Source organism: Paenibacillus tabacirhizosphaerae (assembly GCF_040812395.1).
GTDB lineage: Bacteria > Bacillota > Bacilli > Paenibacillales > NBRC-103111 > Paenibacillus_E.
In genome coordinates, this window is the sequence record NZ_JBFNXH010000013.1 from 85,886 (window position 1) to 106,871 (window position 20,986).

Below are 20,986 nucleotides of genomic sequence, written 5' to 3' on the forward strand. Positions count from 1 at the left end.
CAGGGGATTATGTTGCCCCTGTCCTCTTTTCCTGTTTCAGTACATTAGAGGGAGTGGTCGCATGATCGAACTAAAGGGAGTCAGCAAATCATTTACGGTCAACGGGAAAAGTTTGCCCATTTTGAATGTTGGGCATTGGCAGATTCAGCAAGGTGAGCGCATGGCGCTAATTGGACCAAGCGGGAGCGGGAAAAGCACACTGCTTCACCTGCTTAGCGGTGTTATGACGCCGGATGAGGGTGAGATTTGGGTTGGAGGCGAGCCGCTTCACCAATATTCGGAAGCGAAGAGGGATTTGTACCGGGCGGGGAAGGTCGGCTATATTTTTCAGGACTTCCATTTAATTTCTTCATTGACGGCTAAGCAGAATGTGGAACTGATTGTTCCACGGGAATGGTCGAAGCGAAAGAGCAGTGAAGAACTGGATTTTTGGTTCGAGCGCGTAGGCCTGAAAGATCGCCAGCACCATTTGCCCTCCCAGTTATCTCGCGGTCAGCAGCAGCGGGCTGCGATTGTCCGCGCATTAATTGCGAAGCCGCCGTTAATTCTGGCTGATGAACCTACAGGCAGTCTGGATTGGGAAACAGCGGGGGATATCATGTCGCTCTTGCTGGAGATTTGCGAAGCGGAGAAATTAACTTTGTTGACTGTAACGCATGATCTGCATTTGGCTGAAATGTACCCCAAACGTGTCCATATCAAGGAATTGAATGAACTTATAAGGAGAGAAGCGGGATGAGACTGGCCTCGTTACTATGGAATAATATCCTTCACCGTAAAACATTATCGCTCCTCACGATTTTTTCCGTAGCGGTCACAGTTGCGCTTGTCGTTTTCCTTCTACTTTGCAGCCAAGGCGTCGAGCAGGGGGCGGAAAAGGGTTATGGTCCCTTCGAGGTTACGATTGGAGCGAAAGGAAGTGCTTCCCAGCTAGCTTTGAATACGTACTATCATATCGGTGCTCCAACGGGCAATATTCCTTTTTCACTGTTAGATGAGGTTCGTAAAGATGCGCAGGTGGAAAGCGCCTATGCGATGACAACAGGGGACAACTACAATGGGTTCCCTATTGTCGGTATGGAACCCGGTTATTTTGTCACACGTTATGGCTCGGAAAAGCAGTTGGCAAAAGGCAAGCTCTATGGTGCGTTAGGCGAAGCTGTTGTCGGTTCCCATGTGGCGAGCGCACTTGGGCTGCATGTCGGCGATAAGTTTCAGGGTGCTCACGGGCTTGTGAAGGGCACTTCGGACGAACAAGAGGAGGAGGACGGCGACGGTGCTGAGGAACACGACCACCATCATAGTTTTTCCTATACGATTGTAGGGATTTTACCGCCGCTTATGACTTCGGACGATCGCGCAATCTTCACAACGCTCGATTATGCGTGGGCCGTTCACGAAAGTCAGCAGTCGGATCATAAAGACGTCACTACGATTCTCGTAAAGCCGAAATCTCTGCTGGGCGCTCAATCCATTAAGACCAAGTATGGCCAAATGAGCAACGTTCAAGCCATCTATACAAGTAAAGCCATAGCGGATGTCGTCAATGTGGTGGACAAAGGCACACAAGCGCTCAGCGTCGTCACGGCGATCTGCATTTTGCTTGCCGCAGGTTCGATTCTCTTATCCTTAATCGCTGCGGTTAACGAGCGCAAAAAGGATGTCGGGTTATTGCGGTTAATCGGCAAATCCAAGGCATTTATTTGGGCGGCACTCCTTGGCGAAGGCATTTTATTAACGCTGATAGGACTTTTTGCGGGATTAGTGATCGGGCATGTCGGGGGATTTTTCAGTCGTGAGTCGGTGTTTGAATACTCGGGGCTGCAAATTCAATCCTGGCATTGGATGCCGGGCGAGTGGCTGCTAGTTGCAGGCACATTACTTATCGGCGTATTAGCTTCAGTTGGACCGGCGTTACAAGCTTATCGCGTCGATCCTTTGCAATTATTCAGGTCTTGAGGTGATGGGAATGTACATGAAGAAATCTATGATAGGGGTCGTAACTGCTGCACTCCTGTTAACGGCTTGCGGCTGCGGTCAAAAGAAAGTCGAAACCGCCGGAGAGTCCTTCGGCAGCGCAGTAAGTGCAGCTACTGTTGCGCCTTCTGCGACTCCTGGTCCAAGTGCTGCCTCCAGCCCGAAGGAGAGCGCTAAAGAGGCTCAGGCAGTCGAGCTGCAGCCTCCTTCGGCAGCGCCGTCCCCTACTCCTGCCGCAGAAACTGCGTCAGCCATTCAGCCAGCTGCAAAATTGACGGAAGCTACGGCATCAACGGCGATGCCGTCAGAGCAGCCGAAGGCAGCGTCAAGTCCAATCCCCGCAGCGGTGACAGAGGCCAATGTGCCAAGTCCGACGACTGCGCCTGCCTCTGAGCTTAAGATGACCGAGGCTCTGCCAAGCGCAAAGCCGAAGGCTGAGAGTCCTTCAAATGAAATTAACTGGTCGCAGTTTTTCGATGATGACAAGCAGGATAAGCCATCTGAACATTTCTGGGGCATGAGCGGCAAAACGGTGCAGATTAAAGGGTTTATGGGCGAAGTGCTTTCCTTTGACAAACATTGGTTTCTCCTGATTCCTAAGCCTGGGGCGGAGTGTCCTTTTGATAATGGCGATGAGACGTATTGGAACAAAATTATGATTGTTTTTGTGCCGGACAATGTGAAGCTGCGTTATACATCGGGACCCTTAATGATAACGGGCAAGCTGGATGTTGGCATAAAACTGGATGAGTCAGGTTATAAAACGATGTTTCGCTTATATGACGCTTCTTTTGAGAAAATAAAAGAATAGCCAGGGGCTCGCTCGCATAAAACTCACGCTCATAGGAACAATAAAACTGGTTTACTTATACAGGCTTAGGAGGTTCAGCGATGAGCGAGAATAACAAGCAGCAATCAGAGTTGCCCATTGTAAAAAATGAAGATGTCGAATTTGCCGCTGAGGTCGCGGACGAAGATGATTTCGAAGCGGCGGAAAGAGCGCAAGCGGCAGACTACAGACAGGAACAAGAATAATGGCGGAGAAAGGCATTCTCGCCTATTTTCATTCGCCTGAGCAAGCGGAAGGAGCGGCTTCCAAGCTGAAGGCGCTGCGCGCGATTGACGTATCGGTGGACAGATTTGGCCGATATCCAGGAAGCGGCTTGCAGTCCGTCATGAACCCGTACGCGGGAGATTTCGGCAGCCTGGGTACACTGACGCAGGCTTCCGATATTTCGACGCCGGATGAGGGCATTTTAACGGCGGCCGATCCGGCAGCAAGCGGAATGAGTGATGGCGGAGGCGGAGGCGTAACGGGACTCGATGTTGTTCTTGCCGCTGTCGTTCATGAGGAAGTCTATGAACAGGCCATTCGCGTTATCGAGAGCGCCGGAGGCAACGTCTAGTTCAAATAAGCATCTGTTAACTCGTGCGGAAAGCACAGGCTGACAGATGCTTATTATCGTTTCAGTGATTGATTTTACTAGGGGAACCGAAGTGTAGTACAATAATCATTGTGAATTTATGGTTTAACAAAAGGAGAGACTTTGAGCAGCGCTCAGAGATCCCGAAATTGGGGCTCCCCGCAAAGTAATCGGATTAAACTTCGAAGCAATACTTCACTTTGTGGGGTAAATAAAGGAGGAGCAACACCCATGCGTTGGCACGAAATTACTGTACATACGACTGAAGAAGCAATAGAAATGATTTCCAACTTTGTTCATGAGCTTGGCGCCGGAGGCGTATCGATTGAAGAGTCCGGCACGCTGAATAAAGAAAGAGATACCTCGCTCGGCCAATGGTACGAGCTGCCGCTGAACGATATTCCGGAAGGCAGAGCCGTGATCAAAGGTTACTTTTCCCAAGATAACGATATGGATACGATAATGGAAAACCTCAAGGCTTCCATTGAGCAGCTAGGTGACTTCGATATTGACACAGGCAGCCCGACCTATGAGCTTAGAGAAGTGGATGACGAGGACTGGGCGAATGCCTGGAAGCAGTATTTCAAACCGATCCGCGTATCCGAACGCTTGACGATTAAACCAACGTGGGAAGACTATACAGCTTCGCCGGAAGAATTAATTCTTGAGCTCGATCCGGGCATGGCATTCGGCACGGGGACTCATGCAACAACGGCGCTCTGTTTGAAAACGCTGGAGAAAGTGGTTCAACCAGGTGACGATGTGATTGACGTAGGAACCGGTTCCGGCATTTTGTCCATAGCAGCCGCGAAATTAGGGGCTAAGCACGTTCTTGCCGTTGATTTGGATCCTGTGGCGGTTTCGAGTGCGACAGAGAATACAAGACTGAACCAGCTAGAGAGCAAGATTACCGTTAAACTCAGCGATTTACTTGGCGTTCTGAAAGCAAGCGAGACGGATGCATCGGGCCAACTCGGCGTAACGCTTCCAGTGCAGGTTGTCGTTGCAAACATTTTGGCGGAGATCATTTTGCTTTTCGTGAATGACGTTTATGAGGTGTTACAGCCTGGCGGTTATTATGTGGCTTCAGGCATCATTACGAGCAAAGAAGCCGATGTGGAAAAAGCGCTAGTCGCTGCGAACTTTACGATTGTAGACAAAAGCTACGATTCGGACTGGGTAGTCATTATCGCTAGAAAGCTGTAGGAGGCCGTGCATGGGAGGATTATTGTTTTATGACTGGAGTACGCTTCCGTTTGTTATTCTAGTCTTAATTATTTCGTTTACAATCCACGAATTTGCGCATGCATACAGCGCGTATAAATTAGGGGACTCTACCGCTTACCAATTCGGGAGAGTCTCGCTGAATCCAATGGTTCATCTGGATTTATTCGGTACGATCATGCTGCTCATTGCCGGATTCGGTTGGGCGAAGCCGGTGCCGGTCAATCGCGGGAATTTTAAGAAGCCTCGCTTGATGGGGATTATTGTAACGGCGGCTGGGCCGATTTCGAACTTGATTTTGGTCTTTATCAGTGCTTTTATTTTTATGGCATTTTTGAAGTTTGGTTGGTTCAGTGGGATGTCCGACGGCAGTGCGAAAGCGATTAAAATCTTTTTGAATTTGATGGTGGGCACGAATCTCACATTATTCTTATTTAACTTAATACCGATTCCTCCGCTTGACGGTTATCGAATTATTCAAGATTTAGTTGATTTAAGATACAGCGAATCCCTTGTTAAATTTGAACAATGGGCGTCCGTTATTTTTTTATTGGTCGTTTTTGTAAGACCATTACGAGCCGTGACATTGGACCCTTATCTAGGACTAGGCAATGATATATTGGCAATTCTACAGGTTCCGATTGCCTGGATTTTAGGTGGTTAGACTTGCCAGCAACCCAATGTAGATTTTCATGCTCAAAACAGGTATGATGGTGAGTGGAAGTTTTCATTGAATTTTTCAAATTTCCTCTAAAATGCGTAATTTATGAAGATAGAGAGGCTAGACCCTATGCAGCGATATTTTTTGCCTCCTGAGAAATTTCAAGGGACGGCTCATACAGTCACGATTGAGGGCGACGATGCTCATCATTTGCAGCGTGTGATGCGTGCGGAAATCGGAGACAAAGTGATCTGCAGCAACGGCGTGAACCGCGAGGCGTTAGTTCGCATTACGGAGCTGGACAAGGGATGTGTGACTGCCGAAGTTGTCGAGGATCTGCCGATGAATGCTGAAGCGGCTGTCGAGGTTTGGGTGGCACAGAGCTTGCCCAAAGGCGATAAGATGGAGACGGTCATACAAAAAGGGACCGAGATCGGGGCAGCCCGGTTTCTTCCTTTTTTATCGGAGCGTACCGTTGTGCAGTACGACGCGAAGAAGGAAGCGAAACGCACCGAGCGGTGGCAGAAGATCGCCAAAGAGGCGGCCGAGCAGGCCCACCGGAATCGTGTACCGCAAGTAGCAGGCGTACTTACTTGGAAGCAGCTGCTTGCTCAGCTGAAGGATGTGGATTGCGCCTGGATCTGTTATGAGAAGGAAGACGGTCAGCAGTTGAGGCCCGCTATTCAGCAAGCAGCAGCCTCCGGCAAGCTGGAACGGGGCAAACGAGTCCTGATCGCAGTTGGGCCGGAGGGCGGGTTTACGGAGCAGGAGATCAGACAGGCCGAGGAGGCAGGATTTCGCTCGGTATCGCTGGGAGCACGCATTTTACGCACGGAGACTGCTGCGATGGTAGGGCTCACGTGCCTTTTCTATGAGACCGGAGAGATGGGAGGATAAGCATTATGGCAACGGTAGCGTTTCATACATTAGGATGTAAAGTGAATTTCTATGATACAGAGGCCATTTGGCAGTTGTTCAAACATGAGGGTTATGAGCAGGTAGATTTCGAGCAAACCGCCGATGTGTATGTGGTGAATACATGTACGGTTACGAATACAGGCGACAAGAAAAGCCGCCAAATGATTCGTAGAGCGATCCGTCGCAATCCGGAAGCGATTGTCGCGGTAACCGGATGCTATGCGCAGACGTCTCCAGCTGAAATTCTGGCTATTCCTGGTGTCGATATGGTCATTGGGACACAGGACAGGGACAAAATTATTCCGCTTGTGAAACAGCTGGAGCAGGATCGTCAGCCGATTAACGCGGTGCGAAATATTATGAAAACACGTCAGTTCGAGGAATTAGATGTTCCGGATTTTGCTGATCGTACGCGGGCTTTTCTGAAAATTCAGGAAGGCTGCAATAACTTCTGCACATTCTGCATTATTCCTTGGTCGCGCGGATTGATGCGCAGCCGTGAGCCGCAAAGCGTCATCCAGCAAGCTAAACAGCTTGTTGAAGCGGGCTATCAGGAAATCGTGCTGACAGGTATTCATACGGGCGGATATGGCGAGGATATTGAGGATTACAGTTTAGCGAAGCTGCTCTGGGATTTGGACAAAGTGGAAGGTTTGAAGCGAATCCGCATCTCCTCTATTGAAGCAAGCCAAATTACGGACGAAGTGATTGAAGTGCTGAAATCCTCTGATAAAATGTGCCGCCATTTGCACATTCCGCTGCAAGCGGGAGACGATCAAGTACTGGCGCGGATGCGCAGAAAGTACACAACGGCCGAGTTCGCCCGCAAAATCGAACGTTTGCATGAAATTATGCCGGATGTCGCGATTACAACGGATGTGATCGTAGGGTTCCCTGGGGAAACCGAGGAGATGTTCCAGAATGGCGTCAAATTCATGGAACGGATGAAGTTTTCAGAAATGCACGTATTTCCTTATTCGAAGCGGACAGGTACGCCCGCTGCGCGCATGGAAGATCAAGTAGATGAAGAAGTTAAAAATGCACGCGTGCACGAATTGATTGATCTTTCGGAGAACATGCAGCTGGCTTATGCGCAGAAGTTTGTAGGTCAGGTGCTGGAAGTCATTCCAGAACGCGCCCACAAAGGCGAGCCGAACAGCGGGCTATACATGGGCTATTCCGATAATTATGTGCAGTTGGTGTTCGAAGGTTCAGAGAGCATGATTGGCCAGGTATGCCGCGTACAAGTAACAGAAGCAGGCGTTAACGAAAGCAAAGGGCATCTCGTTCGAATCGTCGAACCCGCTCATGTTGTGAATTTATAGAGACAAGCTTGAGGATTCCATTCCGCCCGGAGGTGGGGTGGTATCCTCTTCTTCGTCGTCATTTGATACCTAGTAGGGGGATGGCTTTATGAAGGAGATTTCAGCTGGCGGTGTTGTATACCGGAAACAAGAAGGGCAAGTGCGGGTGCAAATGATACAGGATCGTTACGGTAAAATTACACTGGCCAAAGGTAAAATGGAGCCTGGAGAAACTGTGGAACAAACGGCGCTTCGTGAAATATTGGAGGAAACAGGCATTCATGGCCGCATTGTGGCGCCTGTCGAAATGATCGCTTATCAATACAATCATCCAACGCTGGGCGTAGTAGACAAGGAAGTGCACTACTATTTGGTCGAAGCTTTAGACGGCGCCTTGCAGGCTCAAGTTGAAGAAATACGGGGAGTGGAGTGGCTGGAGCCGCAAGAAGCATGGCGCCAGCAAAATGAGTCCGGCTACGATAACAACAATATTGTGCTTAGCAAAGCCTTGTACAAATTAGGTATTGAGGTTTAAGGCGGAGCAGTTGGGTTGTTGAGTAACAATTGAATAACAATCGAATAACTGAATAACTGGAAAACCTACATCTAATAGGGATCGAAAATGGCAATATCGGTAGAATAACAGGAATTCCTCCCGTAAAATTCGGCTATTGCCGTTGGATTCGATAGGCGTCGTTGAATTAACGGCAGATATTCCATGTAAATGGAAGTGAGCAACTGATAGAGCCTGGATTAGATGGAGAAACTCCATGTAGTGACCCCAACACAGAGATACAAAGAACTCAGATCGAGCTGAGATTAGGATCGGAAATCTATACGATTCCATTTGCTTAAATAACAAAGCGGCAGTGCGAGCAAAGAGCTGATGACATTGAAAATGGTTTGCGCGCGAGCGATTTGTTCCGATGCGTTCCCTGCCATGAAGGCTGATACATGGACGAGCTGAGCAATCCATGGGTAGAAAAGGATCGCGCCTCCGACGTTAAGGAGGATGTGCGACCAAGCGACGTACCGGCCGGCGCGTAAACCGCTCATCCCGGCGATGAGTGCGGTCACGCAGGTGCCGATATTGGCGCCGATGGTGATCGCAACGCCCAGCTCGACGGGAATGCCCTGGATGGTGGCGAGGCCCATCGCCATCGCAATGACGGCCGCGCTGCTGTGCACGAGCGCGGTGACGGCGGCGCCTGCGATGACGCCCCAGAGCAGGCTTGTTTTCGCTTGGAGCACGAACCAAGCGAACAGCCCGCGGGACTGCAGCGCCGGCCCGATCGTTTGCATGATCTCGATGCCAAGCAGCACGAGAGCGAAACCTGCCACTGCCAGCGAGCCATACCGCACGCTGCGCAGCCAAGGGCGACTGCCTGGCGAGGCAGAGGCGGTCTGGTCCAGCCCTAGCCCCTGCGCCGCTGGCGGCAGGGGCCCGGCGAACCAGCTCGCGAGCCAGACGCCTGCACTCGCGAGCAGCATTGGCACGCCGATGCCGCCGATGCTGAGTCCAATCAGCTCGGTGGTCAGGCACGTGCCGATGTTCGTGCCGAGAATGATGCCGAGCGTTCTCGGGAGGGTAAGCACACCGGCGTTTACGAGGCCGATGGCGATAACCGTGATGGCCGTGCTGCTCTGCAGCGCTGCCGTTAGCAGGGTGCCAGTGGCGAGGCCGCGCACAGGGGTGCGGGTAAAGCGCTCCAGCCACAATTGGAGGCGGGCGCCAGCCCAATGCTGAAGCGCAGTTTCCATCAGCCTCATCCCGAACAGGAATAAAGCTAAGCCTGCGAGTACAGGCAGAACGATTGTTGTCATCATAAGCAGCGAATCTCCTTCGCGGACTTGCACTATTTTTCAACTAATATATGTGGCCGTACAGACAAGCATGACAAGCTGGCGAGAGAGAACGGTTTCACGCAAAGGAAGGCATACCCGACAATGGCAGCAGTAATTTTACATAAAAAAAGGAAACCGCGCTTGGAGCAAGGACATCCATGGGTGTTCCGCAGCGAAATTGAGCGTGTGGAAGGCGAGCTTATACCGGGACAGCTGGTGCCTGTCCATACGCATCTCGGGCAATATCTCGGCACAGGTTATTACAATGAAGCTTCCCAAATAACGGTCCGAATCGTATCGTATCAACCGCTTGAGGCACTGACGACCGAAGTTTTTGTTGAACGAATCACGAAATGCTTGCTCCATCGCAAACGCTTTTTGGAAGATGCGGCTTCCTATCGGTTGGTTTATGGGGAGGCGGACTTTTTACCCGGCCTGATCGTTGATAAGTTCGCCGACACACTGGTTGTTCAACTGCTTACTTTGGGAATGGATCAATGCAGACAACAAATCGTGGATGCATTAGTTCAAGTGATGAACCCAGTTGGCATTTATGAGCGCAGCGATGTTTCCGTTCGCGAGTTGGAAGGTCTGAAGATGACCAAGGGCCTGCTCTATGGCGATTGTCCGAAACATGTGGATATTTTGGAAAACGGCTTGCGCATTCGCGTCGACATTGAAGAGGGACAGAAGACGGGTTATTTCTTCGATCAAAGAGAAAACCGCGCATCGATCGCTCCGCTGATGACAGGCTGGGGCGTTCGCAGTGGTATCGAGTTGAAGCAAGTTGAAGAAGGTGGCGTTAGCCAGGAGCTGCCAGTTAATGCAAACGGCAAAGTTGTAACTTTCCCTTTCTGGGATGGCGCAACCGTTCTGGAATGCTTCTCTCACACGGGCAGCTTCACGCTGAATGCCTGCAAATACGGAGCCAAAAAAGTGACTTGTCTCGATATTTCGGAGCACGCGATAGAAAGCGCAAGAACGAATGTCCGGCTAAATGGCTTTGAGGATCGTGTAGAATACGTCGTCGCGGACGCGTTCGAATATTTGCGCCAGCAGGTCAAGGGGTTGGATGAACGGAAAATACGCGCATCTGCAAACGTCGGCCAGTCCAAAGTGGATACATCGAAGCCGGTCAGCGGCGGGCGTTCATGGGACGTCGTTATTTTGGATCCGCCAGCTTTCGCCAAAACCAAAAGTGCCGTAGAAGGCGCGTGCCGCGGCTACAAGGATATTAACCTCCATGGGCTAAAGCTCGTGAATGAAGGTGGCTATTTAGTTACGGCAAGCTGCTCCTATCATATGCGACCAGAGCTGTTCCTGGAGACCATACACGCTGCGGCGACGGATGCCGGGAAAATTTTGCGTTTGGTCGAGTTCCGCGGAGCGGGTATGGATCATCCTCGTATCCTGGGCGTCGATGAGGGGCATTATTTGAAATTTGCCATTTTTGAGGTGCGCAGCAAATAACGGTATTTCGAAGCAGGGCTGTGAAGCCTTGCTTTTTTGTGCGCTTGACATTGCCTAAGGGCAAGCCAGTACGATGAGGTTGTTCCCGTGCCGTAAAATGGCTATAAAGTTGTGAAGGGCATCGATTTGGAGTGGTATGGCGAAAGATTTAATGATCCGATGGAGGAGAGCCCCGAGTTAGACCTGTACATTCCGATTGATGCTGCACATGGAGCGTAAGGCAGAAGTGCGCGTGAAAGAAAGTGATTTGATAAAATAATATGATCGATAAAATTATTTAATATATTTTTATTTATCACACGGTAAGAAAAGATGAATTGGATAAAGTTGTAAACCTCCAGTAAGATGAAGAAAATCAAGTGATTTCAGCTTCATCTGAAGGAGAGGACAATAAGATGGCATCCGTTACAGGTTTAGAAGGCATTGTTGCTGCAGAGACTGAATTGTCATTGGTTGATGGGGAGAAAGGCTTGTTAATTTATCGAGGCCACGAGGCAAAAGAGCTCGCGCTTCGAGCAAGCTTTGAAGAAGCGGCTTATTTATTGTGGACCGGAGAGCTTCCCTCAGAGAGAGAACTTCAAAATTTCTGTGCAAAATGGAAAGGCTGCCGTGAGCTTCCAGTTGAGCTAACTGCAATCCTGGATTTGCTACCTGCAGAATGCGACATGATGAACGTATTGCGAACCGCGGTATCCGCGTCGGGCGCGGCAGATCGCATAAGCCGATCTTGGCCGCCCCAATCAGAGGCCGCTCTGCGATATTCGGCGCTCCTGCCCACCATTATCGCCTACCGTTATCGGAAATCTTTGGGTCTGCCTCCCCTTGAGCCGCACCCAGATCTTGACCATGTGGCGAATTACCTTTACATGCTCACCGGAACTGTTCCGCAGCCAGCGCATGTGAAGGCGCTAACGGTCTACTTCATATTGGCGATGGAACATGGAATGAATGCCTCTACATTTGCCGGACGCGTGGTGTTGTCCACGCAATCGGATATTGCCTCAGCGCTTTGCGCTTCAATCGGAGCGATGAAAGGTCCGCTTCATGGGGGTGCACCTTCAGAGGTTGTTCATATGCTGGACGAGATCGGAACGAAGGAACATGCGGAACAATGGCTCCGTCGGCAGCTTGAAGCTGGCGAGCGGCTGATGGGCTTTGGGCATCGCATCTATAAGACGTTGGATCCTCGGGCAGAAGCGCTGCGTACGATTACGACGGAATTATCTTCGGAGGATCCGTGGTTCCAACTAGCCATTCATGTCGAGAAGACAGCTGTTGATTTGCTCCAAGCATTCAAACCAGGAAGAAAGCTCTATACGAATGTGGAGTTTTACGCGGCTTCTGTTCTTCGCGCAGTTGCCATGCCAAAGCCGCTGTTCACGCCAACCTTTACGGTAAGCCGAATCATTGGGTGGACAGCGCACTTGCTTGAACAAGCGAGCTGCAATCGCATTTTCCGGCCGCAGTCCGTGTATGTTGGGAAAATGCCAGAGTAGAGTATTTGGTTGATATGTGGGTTTGTAAATTTGATCTTGTTTTTCGAAAAGCTGTCGATCACACCAATGGTTCGTGGTGCTGTAGACAGCTTTTCTGCGTAGTAGCCCTTGAGGTGCAGCAAGGCGGAGATGTTGCGGAACATAGATCCTTTATTTGATGAAGCAACTCCCTTTTGGTAGGGGGAGGGATTATAGGTTCGCTATTCTAGTTGTTTTCGTATAAAAATCGAGTTATTTGCAGAAATAAGGCATCTATGTTCCGCGGACACAAATTGTAATCGATTACACACAGAAATAAGATCCCTGTGTTCCGCAGACATGTTTCATCATGTTGGTTTCAAGCCGTACACGTGTAGTTTGTGGTTGCTTCATCTCCATAGAAGCTTTCGACGGGCTGTAGTAGGATATTGTTAAACCCAGGCGTACCAGGCTCTTCACTTACTATGCAGTAGTCTGAAGCGTAGCAGGCATAAAAAAATCAGCTCTTCAAGGAGCTGATTTTGTCTGCCAGGTCATGCACGACCTGATCTAAAGTGACATGCGCTAATTCCTGCTCAAGCGCAGCTTGCGCCTGCTGCAGCTTCAACTGCAGGACAGATTGTATGTTGCTGCCGACCGGACAATTCGGATTGGGCTGCTCATGAAACTGGAATAAGTCCGTTTCTTCAGCCACTTCGACCGCGCGGTAAATATCAAGCAATGTGATTGCGTCCGGCTGTTTGGCCAGCGTGGCTCCGCCGACGCCTTGTCTAACATGGAGAAGTCCTGCTTTTTTGAGCATCCCGCTCACCTTGCGCACGATGACAGGGTTGACGTTAATGCTGCCGGCAATGAATTCTGATGTACAGTGTTCGCCTTTTTCCATATCAATGAGCGACAAGATATGGACACCAATGGTGAAGCGGCTGCTGAACTTTTTCATAAGTTTCACCCTCTTTGTTGTACATATTTTAATTACAGCGGGGAGGAATGTCAAGGATGCCTTTGTCAAAGATCAGCCCCATCATCTGCTACCCCTCCTTCCTGCTAGAAATGTGATAGAATAAGAGAACACTAGTTGCTAAAGCAAACCTTTGAGTATCCTTACGATGCTAGGTTTGCTAATATAGCAAACCTTTAAGGAGGCACATGCATGTCTATTCGATTTGTGATCGGCCGAGCGGGAAGCGGGAAAAGCGCACGCTGCCTGGAAGAGATGAAGCAGCGATTGACCGCAGAGCCTGAAGGCGATCCTCTTATTCTGCTTGTGCCTGAGCAAGCGACGTTCCAGGCGGAGCATGCGCTTGTGTCCGATCCGCATATTGGCGGAATGATTCGCGCGCAGGTGCTGAGCTTTCACCGCCTAGCTTGGCGGGTGATGCAGGAGGAAGGCGGTACGGCCAGACTTCCAATTGACGACACAGGAAAAAAATTGCTCCTGACGAGCATTTTACATAAACAGAAAGATCAGCTTCGCTTATTCGGGCACTCGGCTGAGCAAATGGGTTTTGTCGATCGGCTTAATCAACTATTTACAGAATTAAAGCGCTATTGCGTCACCGCGGAACAGCTCGATGAGCATGAAACCAAGCGAGTGACCACCCTAGGAGAAAGCGGCCTGCTTCGGGATAAAATGTCCGATATCCGACTTGTTTATCGAGCGTTTCAGTCGGAGCTTGCTAAACAGTATCTGGATGGGGAGGATTACTTAACGCTGCTGGCGGAACAGATTCCGCATTCCGCTTATTTGCGCTCGGCATCGATTTGGATCGACGGCTTTCACGGCTTCACACCGCAGGAATTCGCTGTGCTGGGAGCGCTTTTTGCCACTTGTAAGGACGTAACGATTACGCTTTGTCTGGATCGGTCACTGGAAGCGGGCGATACGCCGGATGAGTTGGATTTGTTTCATCCGACAGCGACAACGATGGTGCGCCTGCAAGAGAAGATATGGCAGCTGGGGCTGGACGCCGCTGAAGTGCTGCTCCTTGCACCGGAAAGCTCCCCTCGTTTCCAGGACAGTCCTGCGCTCGCGTATTTGGAACGTATGTTTGATCGGCGGATTGGGGGGGGCGCTAAGCGATATATGCCATCTCCCAACGAGAAGTTAAGCGACCAGTTGGTGATTCAAGAGGCTGTGCATCGCCGGGCTGAAGTCGAAGGCGCAGTGAGGGATATGCTGCAGCTTGTGCGGGAACATGGCGTGCGCTGGCGGGATATCGCGATCATGGTGCGCAACATGGAAGGGTATCAGGATCTATTGAAGGCGGTTCTAACCGATTATGACATCCCTCATTTTTTTGACCAGAAGCGAACGGTGCTTCATCATCCGCTTGTTGAATTCATCCGTTCGGCTTTGGAGGTTGTGCAGCATAACTGGCATTACGATGCCATATTCCGGTGTGTGAAAACAGATCTGCTGCTCCCGGTAGAGGCCGCGTCCAAACGTCACCACATGGACAAGCTGGAAAACTATGTGCTGGCTTTTGGCATTGGAGGCTACAGATGGACGGACGGAAAGCCATGGACCTATAAGCTCCGGGCGAATTTGGAGCAAACGGATGAGAGTCTTCTTGACGAAACTGAGGCACTGCAGCAGTTGAATCTGAGCAAGGAATGGATTGTAAAGCCCTTGCTCACATTTTCCAAACGTCTGGAACAAGCACATTCCGTGAAAGATCAGGTCGAGGCACTGTACGAACTTCTGGTTGAAGTGCAGGCCCCCGACAAAATGGAGGCTTGGCGTCAATCGGCTTTGGAGGACGGCAAGCCCGAAAAAGCCCGCGAGCATGGGCAAATGTGGAACAGCGTCATGGATATGCTCGACCAGCTCGTTGAGACGATGGGAGAGGATCATCTGCCGTTGGAGCTTTTCACGGGACTGATTGAGACCGGCATGGAGAGCATGAAGCTGGGATTAGTACCGCCATCTATGGATCAACTTCTGATCGGCAGCATGGATCGGACGCGTTCCAGCGGTATTCGCTATGCGTATATGCTGGGCGTTACCGACGGCGTTATTCCCGCTCAGATGATTGAAAAAGGCGTCCTCACCGAAGCGGAGCGGGAAGTGCTGGCAGACTCCGGGTTGCCGATGGCTGATGGCAGCAGGCGCAAACTGCTGGACGAGCAGTTCATCATCTATACGTCCCTGACCGTCCCAGGCAAAAGATTGTGGATGAGCTATCCGCTCGCTGATGAAGAGGGGAAATCGCTGCTTCCTTCGGAGCTGATTAAACAAATGCGCCAACTGTTTCCCGGTACGGAGCAGCCGCTTCTGCTCGCTGAGCCTTCGAACGAATCGGCGGAGATGGAGCAAGCGGCTTACATTGCGCATCCGAGCCAAGCGATTTCCTATTTGGCTGTTCGCATGAAGCATTGGATGTTGGGAGGGCGCATGGCTGACCTCTGGTGGGAAACATACAACTGGTATGTGGCACAGCCGGAGTGGCGAATGAAGCTGCAATCCCTGTCGGGCGCGCTGCAGTATACGAATAAAGAGGCTGGTCTCAGCGCTTCGACAAGGCAACTTTTGTACGGACAGCATTTGCGGGCGAGCGTTTCGCGGATGGAGAAATACGTGGCTTGCCCGTTTTCACACTTCCTCTCTCACGGTCTTCGACTGAAAGAGAGACGTGTATACCGGCTGGATGCTCCGGACATCGGGCAATTATTTCATGCGGCGCTGAATCAATTTGTGCAAAATCTCCAGCAGGACCAGCTTGACTGGGGCTCGCTTACTGCGGAAGCCTGTATGGAGCGTTCCGCTCAAGTCGTGGACGAGCTCGCTCCGAGGCTGCAGGGAGAAATTCTGCTCAGCTCAAGCCGCTACGCTTACATCGCCAGGAAGCTGAAGCAGGTCGTGGGACGAGCGGCTGTTGTTCTGGGCGAGCATGCGAAACGCGGACAATTTCAGCCGCTGGGGCTGGAAATCGATTTTGGGCCAGGCAAGGAGCTGCCGCCACTTACGTTCCAATTGGACAACGGCTGCACAATGGAAATTATCGGTCGTATCGATCGGGTGGATCGGGCGGATGGCGAACAAGGCGTGCTGCTGCGCGTCATCGATTATAAATCGAGTCAAACCTCATTGCAGCTTTCTGAGGTGTACTACGGCCTTTCGCTCCAAATGCTGACGTATCTGGACGTTATCATTACACATGCCGAGCAGTGGCTCGGTATCCCGGCGAAGCCGGCGGGTGTGCTTTATTTCCACGTGCATAACCCGATGCTTCAGCAAAAAAATGCGCTGGATCCCGCGGAGGTAGAGAAGGAGCTGCGCAAGCGGTATAAAATGAAAGGTTTGATCACAGCTGACGCTGAAGTTGCCGGTCTGATGGACGAGCAGCTCATTCATGCCGCAGGTCATTCCCAGCTCATTCCGGTCGCTTTGAAAAAAGACGGCAGCTTTTATTCCAGTTCCTCCGTCGCTACGGATGCGCAGTGGGATACGCTTCGTAAATATGTGCGCAAGCAGGTCAAGATGATCGGGACGGGCATTACCGACGGACATGTCGATATCGCGCCGTACCGGTTGGGCAAAAAGACGGCCTGTTTGCACTGTTCGTATAAATCGGTTTGTCAGTTTGATCCTTTATTCGAAGGCAATGAAATCAACGTATGGAGGCAGCGTGGCAAAGAGCAGCTCTGGTCCGAACTGGAGCAAAGCGCGGGCACGTGACCGAAGCAGCAGGAAGGAGATGCGAAGTGAATAAACAGCAACCAAAGCCGCCGGGCAGCACATGGACGGATGACCAGTGGGACGCCATCACACTCGGCGGTCAAAATATGCTCGTAGCCGCTGCGGCCGGTTCAGGTAAAACGGCGGTGCTTGTAGAGCGGATCATTCGCCGCATTTCGAACGAATGGGAGCCGATAGATGTAGATCGCTTGCTTGTCGCGACCTTTACGAAAGCAGCGGCATCGGAGATGAAGCACCGCATTCGCGAAGCGTTGGAAAAGGAGCTGACGAAGCAGCCAGGTTCTCAGCATTTGCGCAAGCAACTGGCTTTGATGGGGCGCGCTTCGATCACGACGCTGCATTCTTTCTGCCTGGAAGTTGTGCAGCGCTATTTCAGCCTCATCCGCTTGGACCCCGGATTTCGGATCGCGAACGAAACGGAAGCCGAGCTGCTGCGGCAGGATCTGCTGGGCGAGATGCTGGAGCAGTACTACGCTGCGAGCGGAGAGAACAGCGCCTTCTGGCGGCTGGTCGATTCGTTCAGCGGCGAGCGTAACGACGACGCGATTATGCAGCTTGTGCAAAAGCTGTATGATGTGTCACGCAGCCATCCGTGGCCAGAGCATTGGCTGCGGACGACGGCTTCGATGTTTGGGCCGCCGCCGGTTCCTCAGGAGGCGAGCGATGAAGCGGCCTCTGCTATGCAGGAGGCGCTGCCTTATGTAGCCGCTGCGATGGCGCCGGCGGATTATTCAATTTGGGAGCGGAGTCTGATCCGCGACCTGTCTCTGGAGCTGGAAGGAGCGGCAGACTTGCTACGTCAGGCGCAGCAGCTGGCTGAGCTGCCCGGCGGGCCGGCTCCCTATTTGGACAACCTGCGCGAGGATTTGCTGCTGGTGGAGAATTTGCTTGAGACGACGGATTATCCGTGGTCCGTTTTGTACCGAGGTTTTCAGACCGTAGAATTCGGAAAGCTGAAAGCGTGCAAAGGCTACGATTACGACAAGGAGCTTCAAGAAGAAGTGAAGGAGCTGCGCAATCGGGCGAAGGAGCAAGTGAACAAAATCAAAGAGGAGCTTTTTGGAAGGACGCCGGAACAGTTTGGGGAAGAAATCGCCGAGCTCGCTCCAGTGCTTCATACCTTGGTTGATCTTGTGCTCGATTTCGGCAGGCGGTATCAAGAAGCGAAAGCGACGAAAGGGTTAATTGATTTTGCCGATTTGGAGCATTATTGTTTGCAAATTTTGTGTGCGGAGGGTTCAACGCCTGATGAGCTTTATCCTTCGGAACCGGCACTTGCCTATCGCAAGCAATTCGCGGAGGTGCTGCTTGACGAGTATCAGGACACGAATCGCGTGCAGGAAGCCATTGTTTTATTAATTTCGAATACAAAACCGGGCAACCGTTTCATGGTAGGCGATGTCAAGCAAAGTATCTACAAGTTCCGTCTCGCCGAGCCTGAGCTGTTTCTCGAAAAATATAAAGCGTATCGGTCCAATAAAGAGGATGCCTTGGAATTGGGCCAAGGCGGCAGAATTGATCTGGCGCGCAACTTCCGCAGCCGGATTCAAGTTGTCGATGCGGTCAACTTTTTGTTTAAGCAAATCATGAATGAAACGGTTGGAGAGATCGCATATGACAAACGGGCAGAGCTTGTTTATGGAGCGGGCTATCCAGCTCCCGGCTCGGATTGCTCGGTTGAAATGCTCATCGTCGATCGTGCGGCAGATGCGCTGGACAAAAGCGATGCGTTTGAAAGCGAGTCGGAAGATCAAGAAAGTACCGAGGCTGATCAAGGCGGAGAGGCTTCGGCTGCTGCTTTGGATCCTGTGCAAGAAGCGCAGGAGCTGGAGACAGCCCAATTAGAAGCGCGCACGATCGCGCGTCATATTCGGCAGCTTTTGGGCGATGGGGGCAAGCAGGAGCCTTTCCAAGCATTTGATAAACGGACAGGCGGCACTCGTCCCGTAACGTATCGGGACATTGTCATTCTGCTCCGGGCTACCCAGATGTGGTCGCCAGTCATTATTGAGGAGCTCAAGCGGCAGGGCATTCCCGCCTACGCGGATTTGAGCACGGGTTATTTTTCCGCGACAGAAGTCGAGGTCATGCTTTCTCTGCTTAAGGTGATTGACAATCCGTATCAGGATGTGCCGCTGGCGGCAGTTCTGCGTTCGCCGGTTGTGCAGCTAACGGCTGAAGAGCTGGCGCAAGTGCGGGTTGCGAATAAGTCGGCGCCTTTCTTTGAAGCGGTGCAGCAGTTTGCCCAGGAAGCGAAGCGCGGAATTGAGGAAAGCGAGCCATCCATATTGCTGGAAAAAGTGACTCATTTCCTGAATCAGCTGGAGCTGTGGCGTCATGAGGCGAGACAGGGCTCGCTGGCTGATCTGATTTGGAACATCTATAGGCAAACAGGCTATTATGATTTTGCCGGCGGGCTGCCTGGCGGGCTGCAGCGACAAGCGAATTTAAGAGCTTTGTACGACCGGGCCAGACAGTATGAAAGCACATCCTTACGCGGGCTGTTCCGCTTTTTGCGATTTATCGAACGGATGAAAGAGAGCGGAGGCGATCTTGGAACGGCGAGAGCGCTAGGTGAGCAGGAAGATGTAGTTAGAATCATGTCCATTCACAAAAGTAAAGGGCTGGAGTTTCCGGTCGTTTTCGTAGCGGGGATGGCGAAAATGTTCAACCAGCGTGATTTGAATGACGCGTTCCTGCTGCATAAGGAGCTGGGGTTTGGCCCTCGCTTTGTCGATACGGCGCTCAGGGTCAGCTATCCGACTTTGCCTTCGCTTGCGATCAAAAGGCGCATGAAGCTGGAACTGCTTGCCGAGGAAATGCGCGTTCTGTATGTAGCGTTGACGAGAGCCAGAGAGAAGCTGTATTTGCTTGGCACCGTCAAATCGCTCGACAAACAGCTGCGCCAATGGGGACGTCATTTATCCAGAACAGAATGGTATCTGCCGGACTTTGAATTGGCTAAAGCCAAAAGCTACCTCGATTGGGTCGGCCCCGCTGTGCTGCGCCATCCGGATGCTGCGCCGTGGAGGGAGCGTCTTGGCATCAGCGAGGCATCGCCGGAAGTGAAACTTCTGCATGACGCTTCCGAGTGGAAGTTGACGGTGATTACACCGGAGAGCTTGCAAACTGCCGAAAGCGAGGAGCAAGAACAGCTGCTCCCTGATGAGGGGCGCATGGAAGCTATTCGCCGCATTCAGCCGATGACGGTTTCCGGTAACTGGGGATCGTGGCTTCAGGAACAGCTTTCCTGGTCGTATGCTTACCCGGATGCCCACAAGCTTTTTGCTAAAACGACTGTGTCGGAAATGAAGCGTTTGTCTGAACAAAACAGGGTAGTTGGTGAGCTTGAGTTCCCTTTGGTAGAGACAGAAACCCTAATGGGTAATGCGTCCATGGAATCTCCGTCGAAATCAGCGTCCATCCTATGGCGAAGGCCTCGATTCATGGAGGAGAAAAAACTGACAGCCGCTGAAAAAGGAACCGTTGTCCACGCGGTCATGCAGAATCTGTCGCTAGGCGCCATGCCAACGGAAGCCAGCGTTAGAGGAACATTAGACGACATGCTGGGCAAACAAACGTTAACTGTGCGGCAGAGTGAAGTGGTCGACATTCCTGTCATTTTGAACTTTTTTCAAACAGAAATCGGACAGCGCATGCTGCTAGCGGCGAACGTTCAACGCGAAGTGCCATTCAGTTACGGCTTGCCGGCTGACGACGTATACACGGCTTCGGATTGTTCCACGACTGGAGAAACCGTACTTGTTCAAGGGGTTATTGACTGCTTGTTCGAGGATGAGCAGGGGCTTGTGCTGGTTGATTATAAAACAGATGCGGTAAGGGGCAGTAGCAAGGAAGACCTGCGAGCGCGGTATGACACGCAAATTACGTTATATACGCAGGCCGTGGAACATATTTGGAAGCGTTCAGTAACGGGCAAATACTTATATTTCTTTGATGGGGCCATGTTGTTGGAAATGTGAGTG

General features: G+C 51.4%; 16 protein-coding genes. 14 read left to right on the plus strand and 2 right to left on the minus strand.

The features are described 5' to 3' along the window. Window positions 1-61 precede the first annotated feature (61 nt). The 10 genes from ABRS97_RS20640 (at window position 62) to ABRS97_RS20685 (ending at window position 8,043) form a co-directional block, all read left to right on the plus strand. On the plus strand, window positions 62-739 hold the full coding sequence (locus tag ABRS97_RS20640) for an ABC transporter ATP-binding protein (RefSeq protein ID WP_367817098.1): 678 nt from the start codon (window positions 62-64) through the stop codon (window positions 737-739). After that, the gene (locus ABRS97_RS20645) at window positions 736-1,959 is read left to right on the plus strand and encodes an ABC transporter permease (protein WP_367817100.1); all 1,224 of its coding nucleotides are present in this window, start codon (window positions 736-738) and stop codon (window positions 1,957-1,959) included. The genes ABRS97_RS20640 and ABRS97_RS20645 overlap by 4 nt, the downstream gene beginning before the upstream one ends. Window positions 1,960-1,975: 16 nt before the next feature. Beyond that, window positions 1,976-2,788 (plus strand): hypothetical protein, encoded by an 813-nt coding sequence (locus tag ABRS97_RS20650; protein ID WP_367817102.1) that lies wholly within the window; start codon window positions 1,976-1,978, stop codon window positions 2,786-2,788. Window positions 2,789-2,868: 80 nt separating this feature from the next. Further along, a complete protein-coding gene (locus ABRS97_RS20655) occupies window positions 2,869-3,012 on the plus strand; it encodes a YfhD family protein (protein WP_367817103.1) in 144 nt (47 codons plus the stop codon). Further along, window positions 3,012-3,383: a hypothetical protein gene (locus ABRS97_RS20660; protein WP_367817104.1), complete on the plus strand. Its 372-nt coding sequence runs from the start codon at window positions 3,012-3,014 to the stop codon at window positions 3,381-3,383. Before ABRS97_RS20655 ends, ABRS97_RS20660 begins: the two co-directional genes overlap by 1 nt. Before the next feature lie 249 nt (window positions 3,384-3,632). After that, window positions 3,633-4,607, plus strand: coding sequence for a 50S ribosomal protein L11 methyltransferase (prmA, locus tag ABRS97_RS20665; protein ID WP_367817105.1), 975 nt, complete (start codon window positions 3,633-3,635; stop codon window positions 4,605-4,607). A gap of 10 nt (window positions 4,608-4,617) precedes the next feature. After that, window positions 4,618-5,289 carry a site-2 protease family protein gene (locus ABRS97_RS20670; protein ID WP_367817106.1) on the plus strand — a complete coding sequence of 224 codons (672 nt, stop codon included), beginning with the start codon at window positions 4,618-4,620 and terminating at the stop codon, window positions 5,287-5,289. Window positions 5,290-5,415: 126 nt separating this feature from the next. Continuing rightward, window positions 5,416-6,183, plus strand: a complete 768-nt coding sequence (locus ABRS97_RS20675; RefSeq protein WP_367817107.1) for a 16S rRNA (uracil(1498)-N(3))-methyltransferase — start codon at window positions 5,416-5,418, stop codon at window positions 6,181-6,183. 5 nt (window positions 6,184-6,188) lie between these two features. After that, window positions 6,189-7,529 (plus strand): tRNA (N(6)-L-threonylcarbamoyladenosine(37)-C(2))-methylthiotransferase MtaB, encoded by a 1,341-nt coding sequence (mtaB, locus tag ABRS97_RS20680; protein ID WP_367817108.1) that lies wholly within the window; start codon window positions 6,189-6,191, stop codon window positions 7,527-7,529. Window positions 7,530-7,617: 88 nt separating this feature from the next. Beyond that, the gene (locus tag ABRS97_RS20685) at window positions 7,618-8,043 is read left to right on the plus strand and encodes an NUDIX hydrolase (protein WP_367817109.1); all 426 of its coding nucleotides are present in this window, start codon (window positions 7,618-7,620) and stop codon (window positions 8,041-8,043) included. 284 nt (window positions 8,044-8,327) lie between these two features. Here the strand turns inward: ABRS97_RS20685 and ABRS97_RS20690 are convergent, their stop codons facing one another. After that, complete coding sequence (locus ABRS97_RS20690) at window positions 8,328-9,335, minus strand: Na/Pi cotransporter family protein (RefSeq protein WP_367817110.1); 1,008 nt, start codon at window positions 9,333-9,335, stop codon at window positions 8,328-8,330. A gap of 120 nt (window positions 9,336-9,455) precedes the next feature. Here ABRS97_RS20690 and ABRS97_RS20695 point away from each other — a divergent pair, with 120 nt between their 5' ends. Together ABRS97_RS20695 and ABRS97_RS20700 are read left to right on the plus strand one after the other, a co-directional pair. Then, complete coding sequence (locus tag ABRS97_RS20695) at window positions 9,456-10,823, plus strand: class I SAM-dependent rRNA methyltransferase (protein WP_367817112.1); 1,368 nt, start codon at window positions 9,456-9,458, stop codon at window positions 10,821-10,823. Between the two features lie 395 nt (window positions 10,824-11,218). Next, complete coding sequence (locus tag ABRS97_RS20700; protein ID WP_367817114.1) at window positions 11,219-12,319, plus strand: citrate/2-methylcitrate synthase; 1,101 nt, start codon at window positions 11,219-11,221, stop codon at window positions 12,317-12,319. 478 nt (window positions 12,320-12,797) lie between these two features. Here the strand turns inward: ABRS97_RS20700 and ABRS97_RS20705 are convergent, their stop codons facing one another. Beyond that, complete coding sequence (locus ABRS97_RS20705) at window positions 12,798-13,241, minus strand: Rrf2 family transcriptional regulator (protein WP_367817115.1); 444 nt, start codon at window positions 13,239-13,241, stop codon at window positions 12,798-12,800. Between the two features lie 210 nt (window positions 13,242-13,451). Here ABRS97_RS20705 and addB point away from each other — a divergent pair, with 210 nt between their 5' ends. Together addB and addA are read left to right on the plus strand one after the other, a co-directional pair. Continuing rightward, the gene (addB, locus tag ABRS97_RS20710; RefSeq protein ID WP_367817117.1) at window positions 13,452-16,979 is read left to right on the plus strand and encodes a helicase-exonuclease AddAB subunit AddB; all 3,528 of its coding nucleotides are present in this window, start codon (window positions 13,452-13,454) and stop codon (window positions 16,977-16,979) included. A gap of 26 nt (window positions 16,980-17,005) precedes the next feature. Beyond that, window positions 17,006-20,983, plus strand: a complete 3,978-nt coding sequence (gene addA / locus ABRS97_RS20715; RefSeq protein WP_367817118.1) for a helicase-exonuclease AddAB subunit AddA — start codon at window positions 17,006-17,008, stop codon at window positions 20,981-20,983. Window positions 20,984-20,986 lie beyond the last annotated feature (3 nt).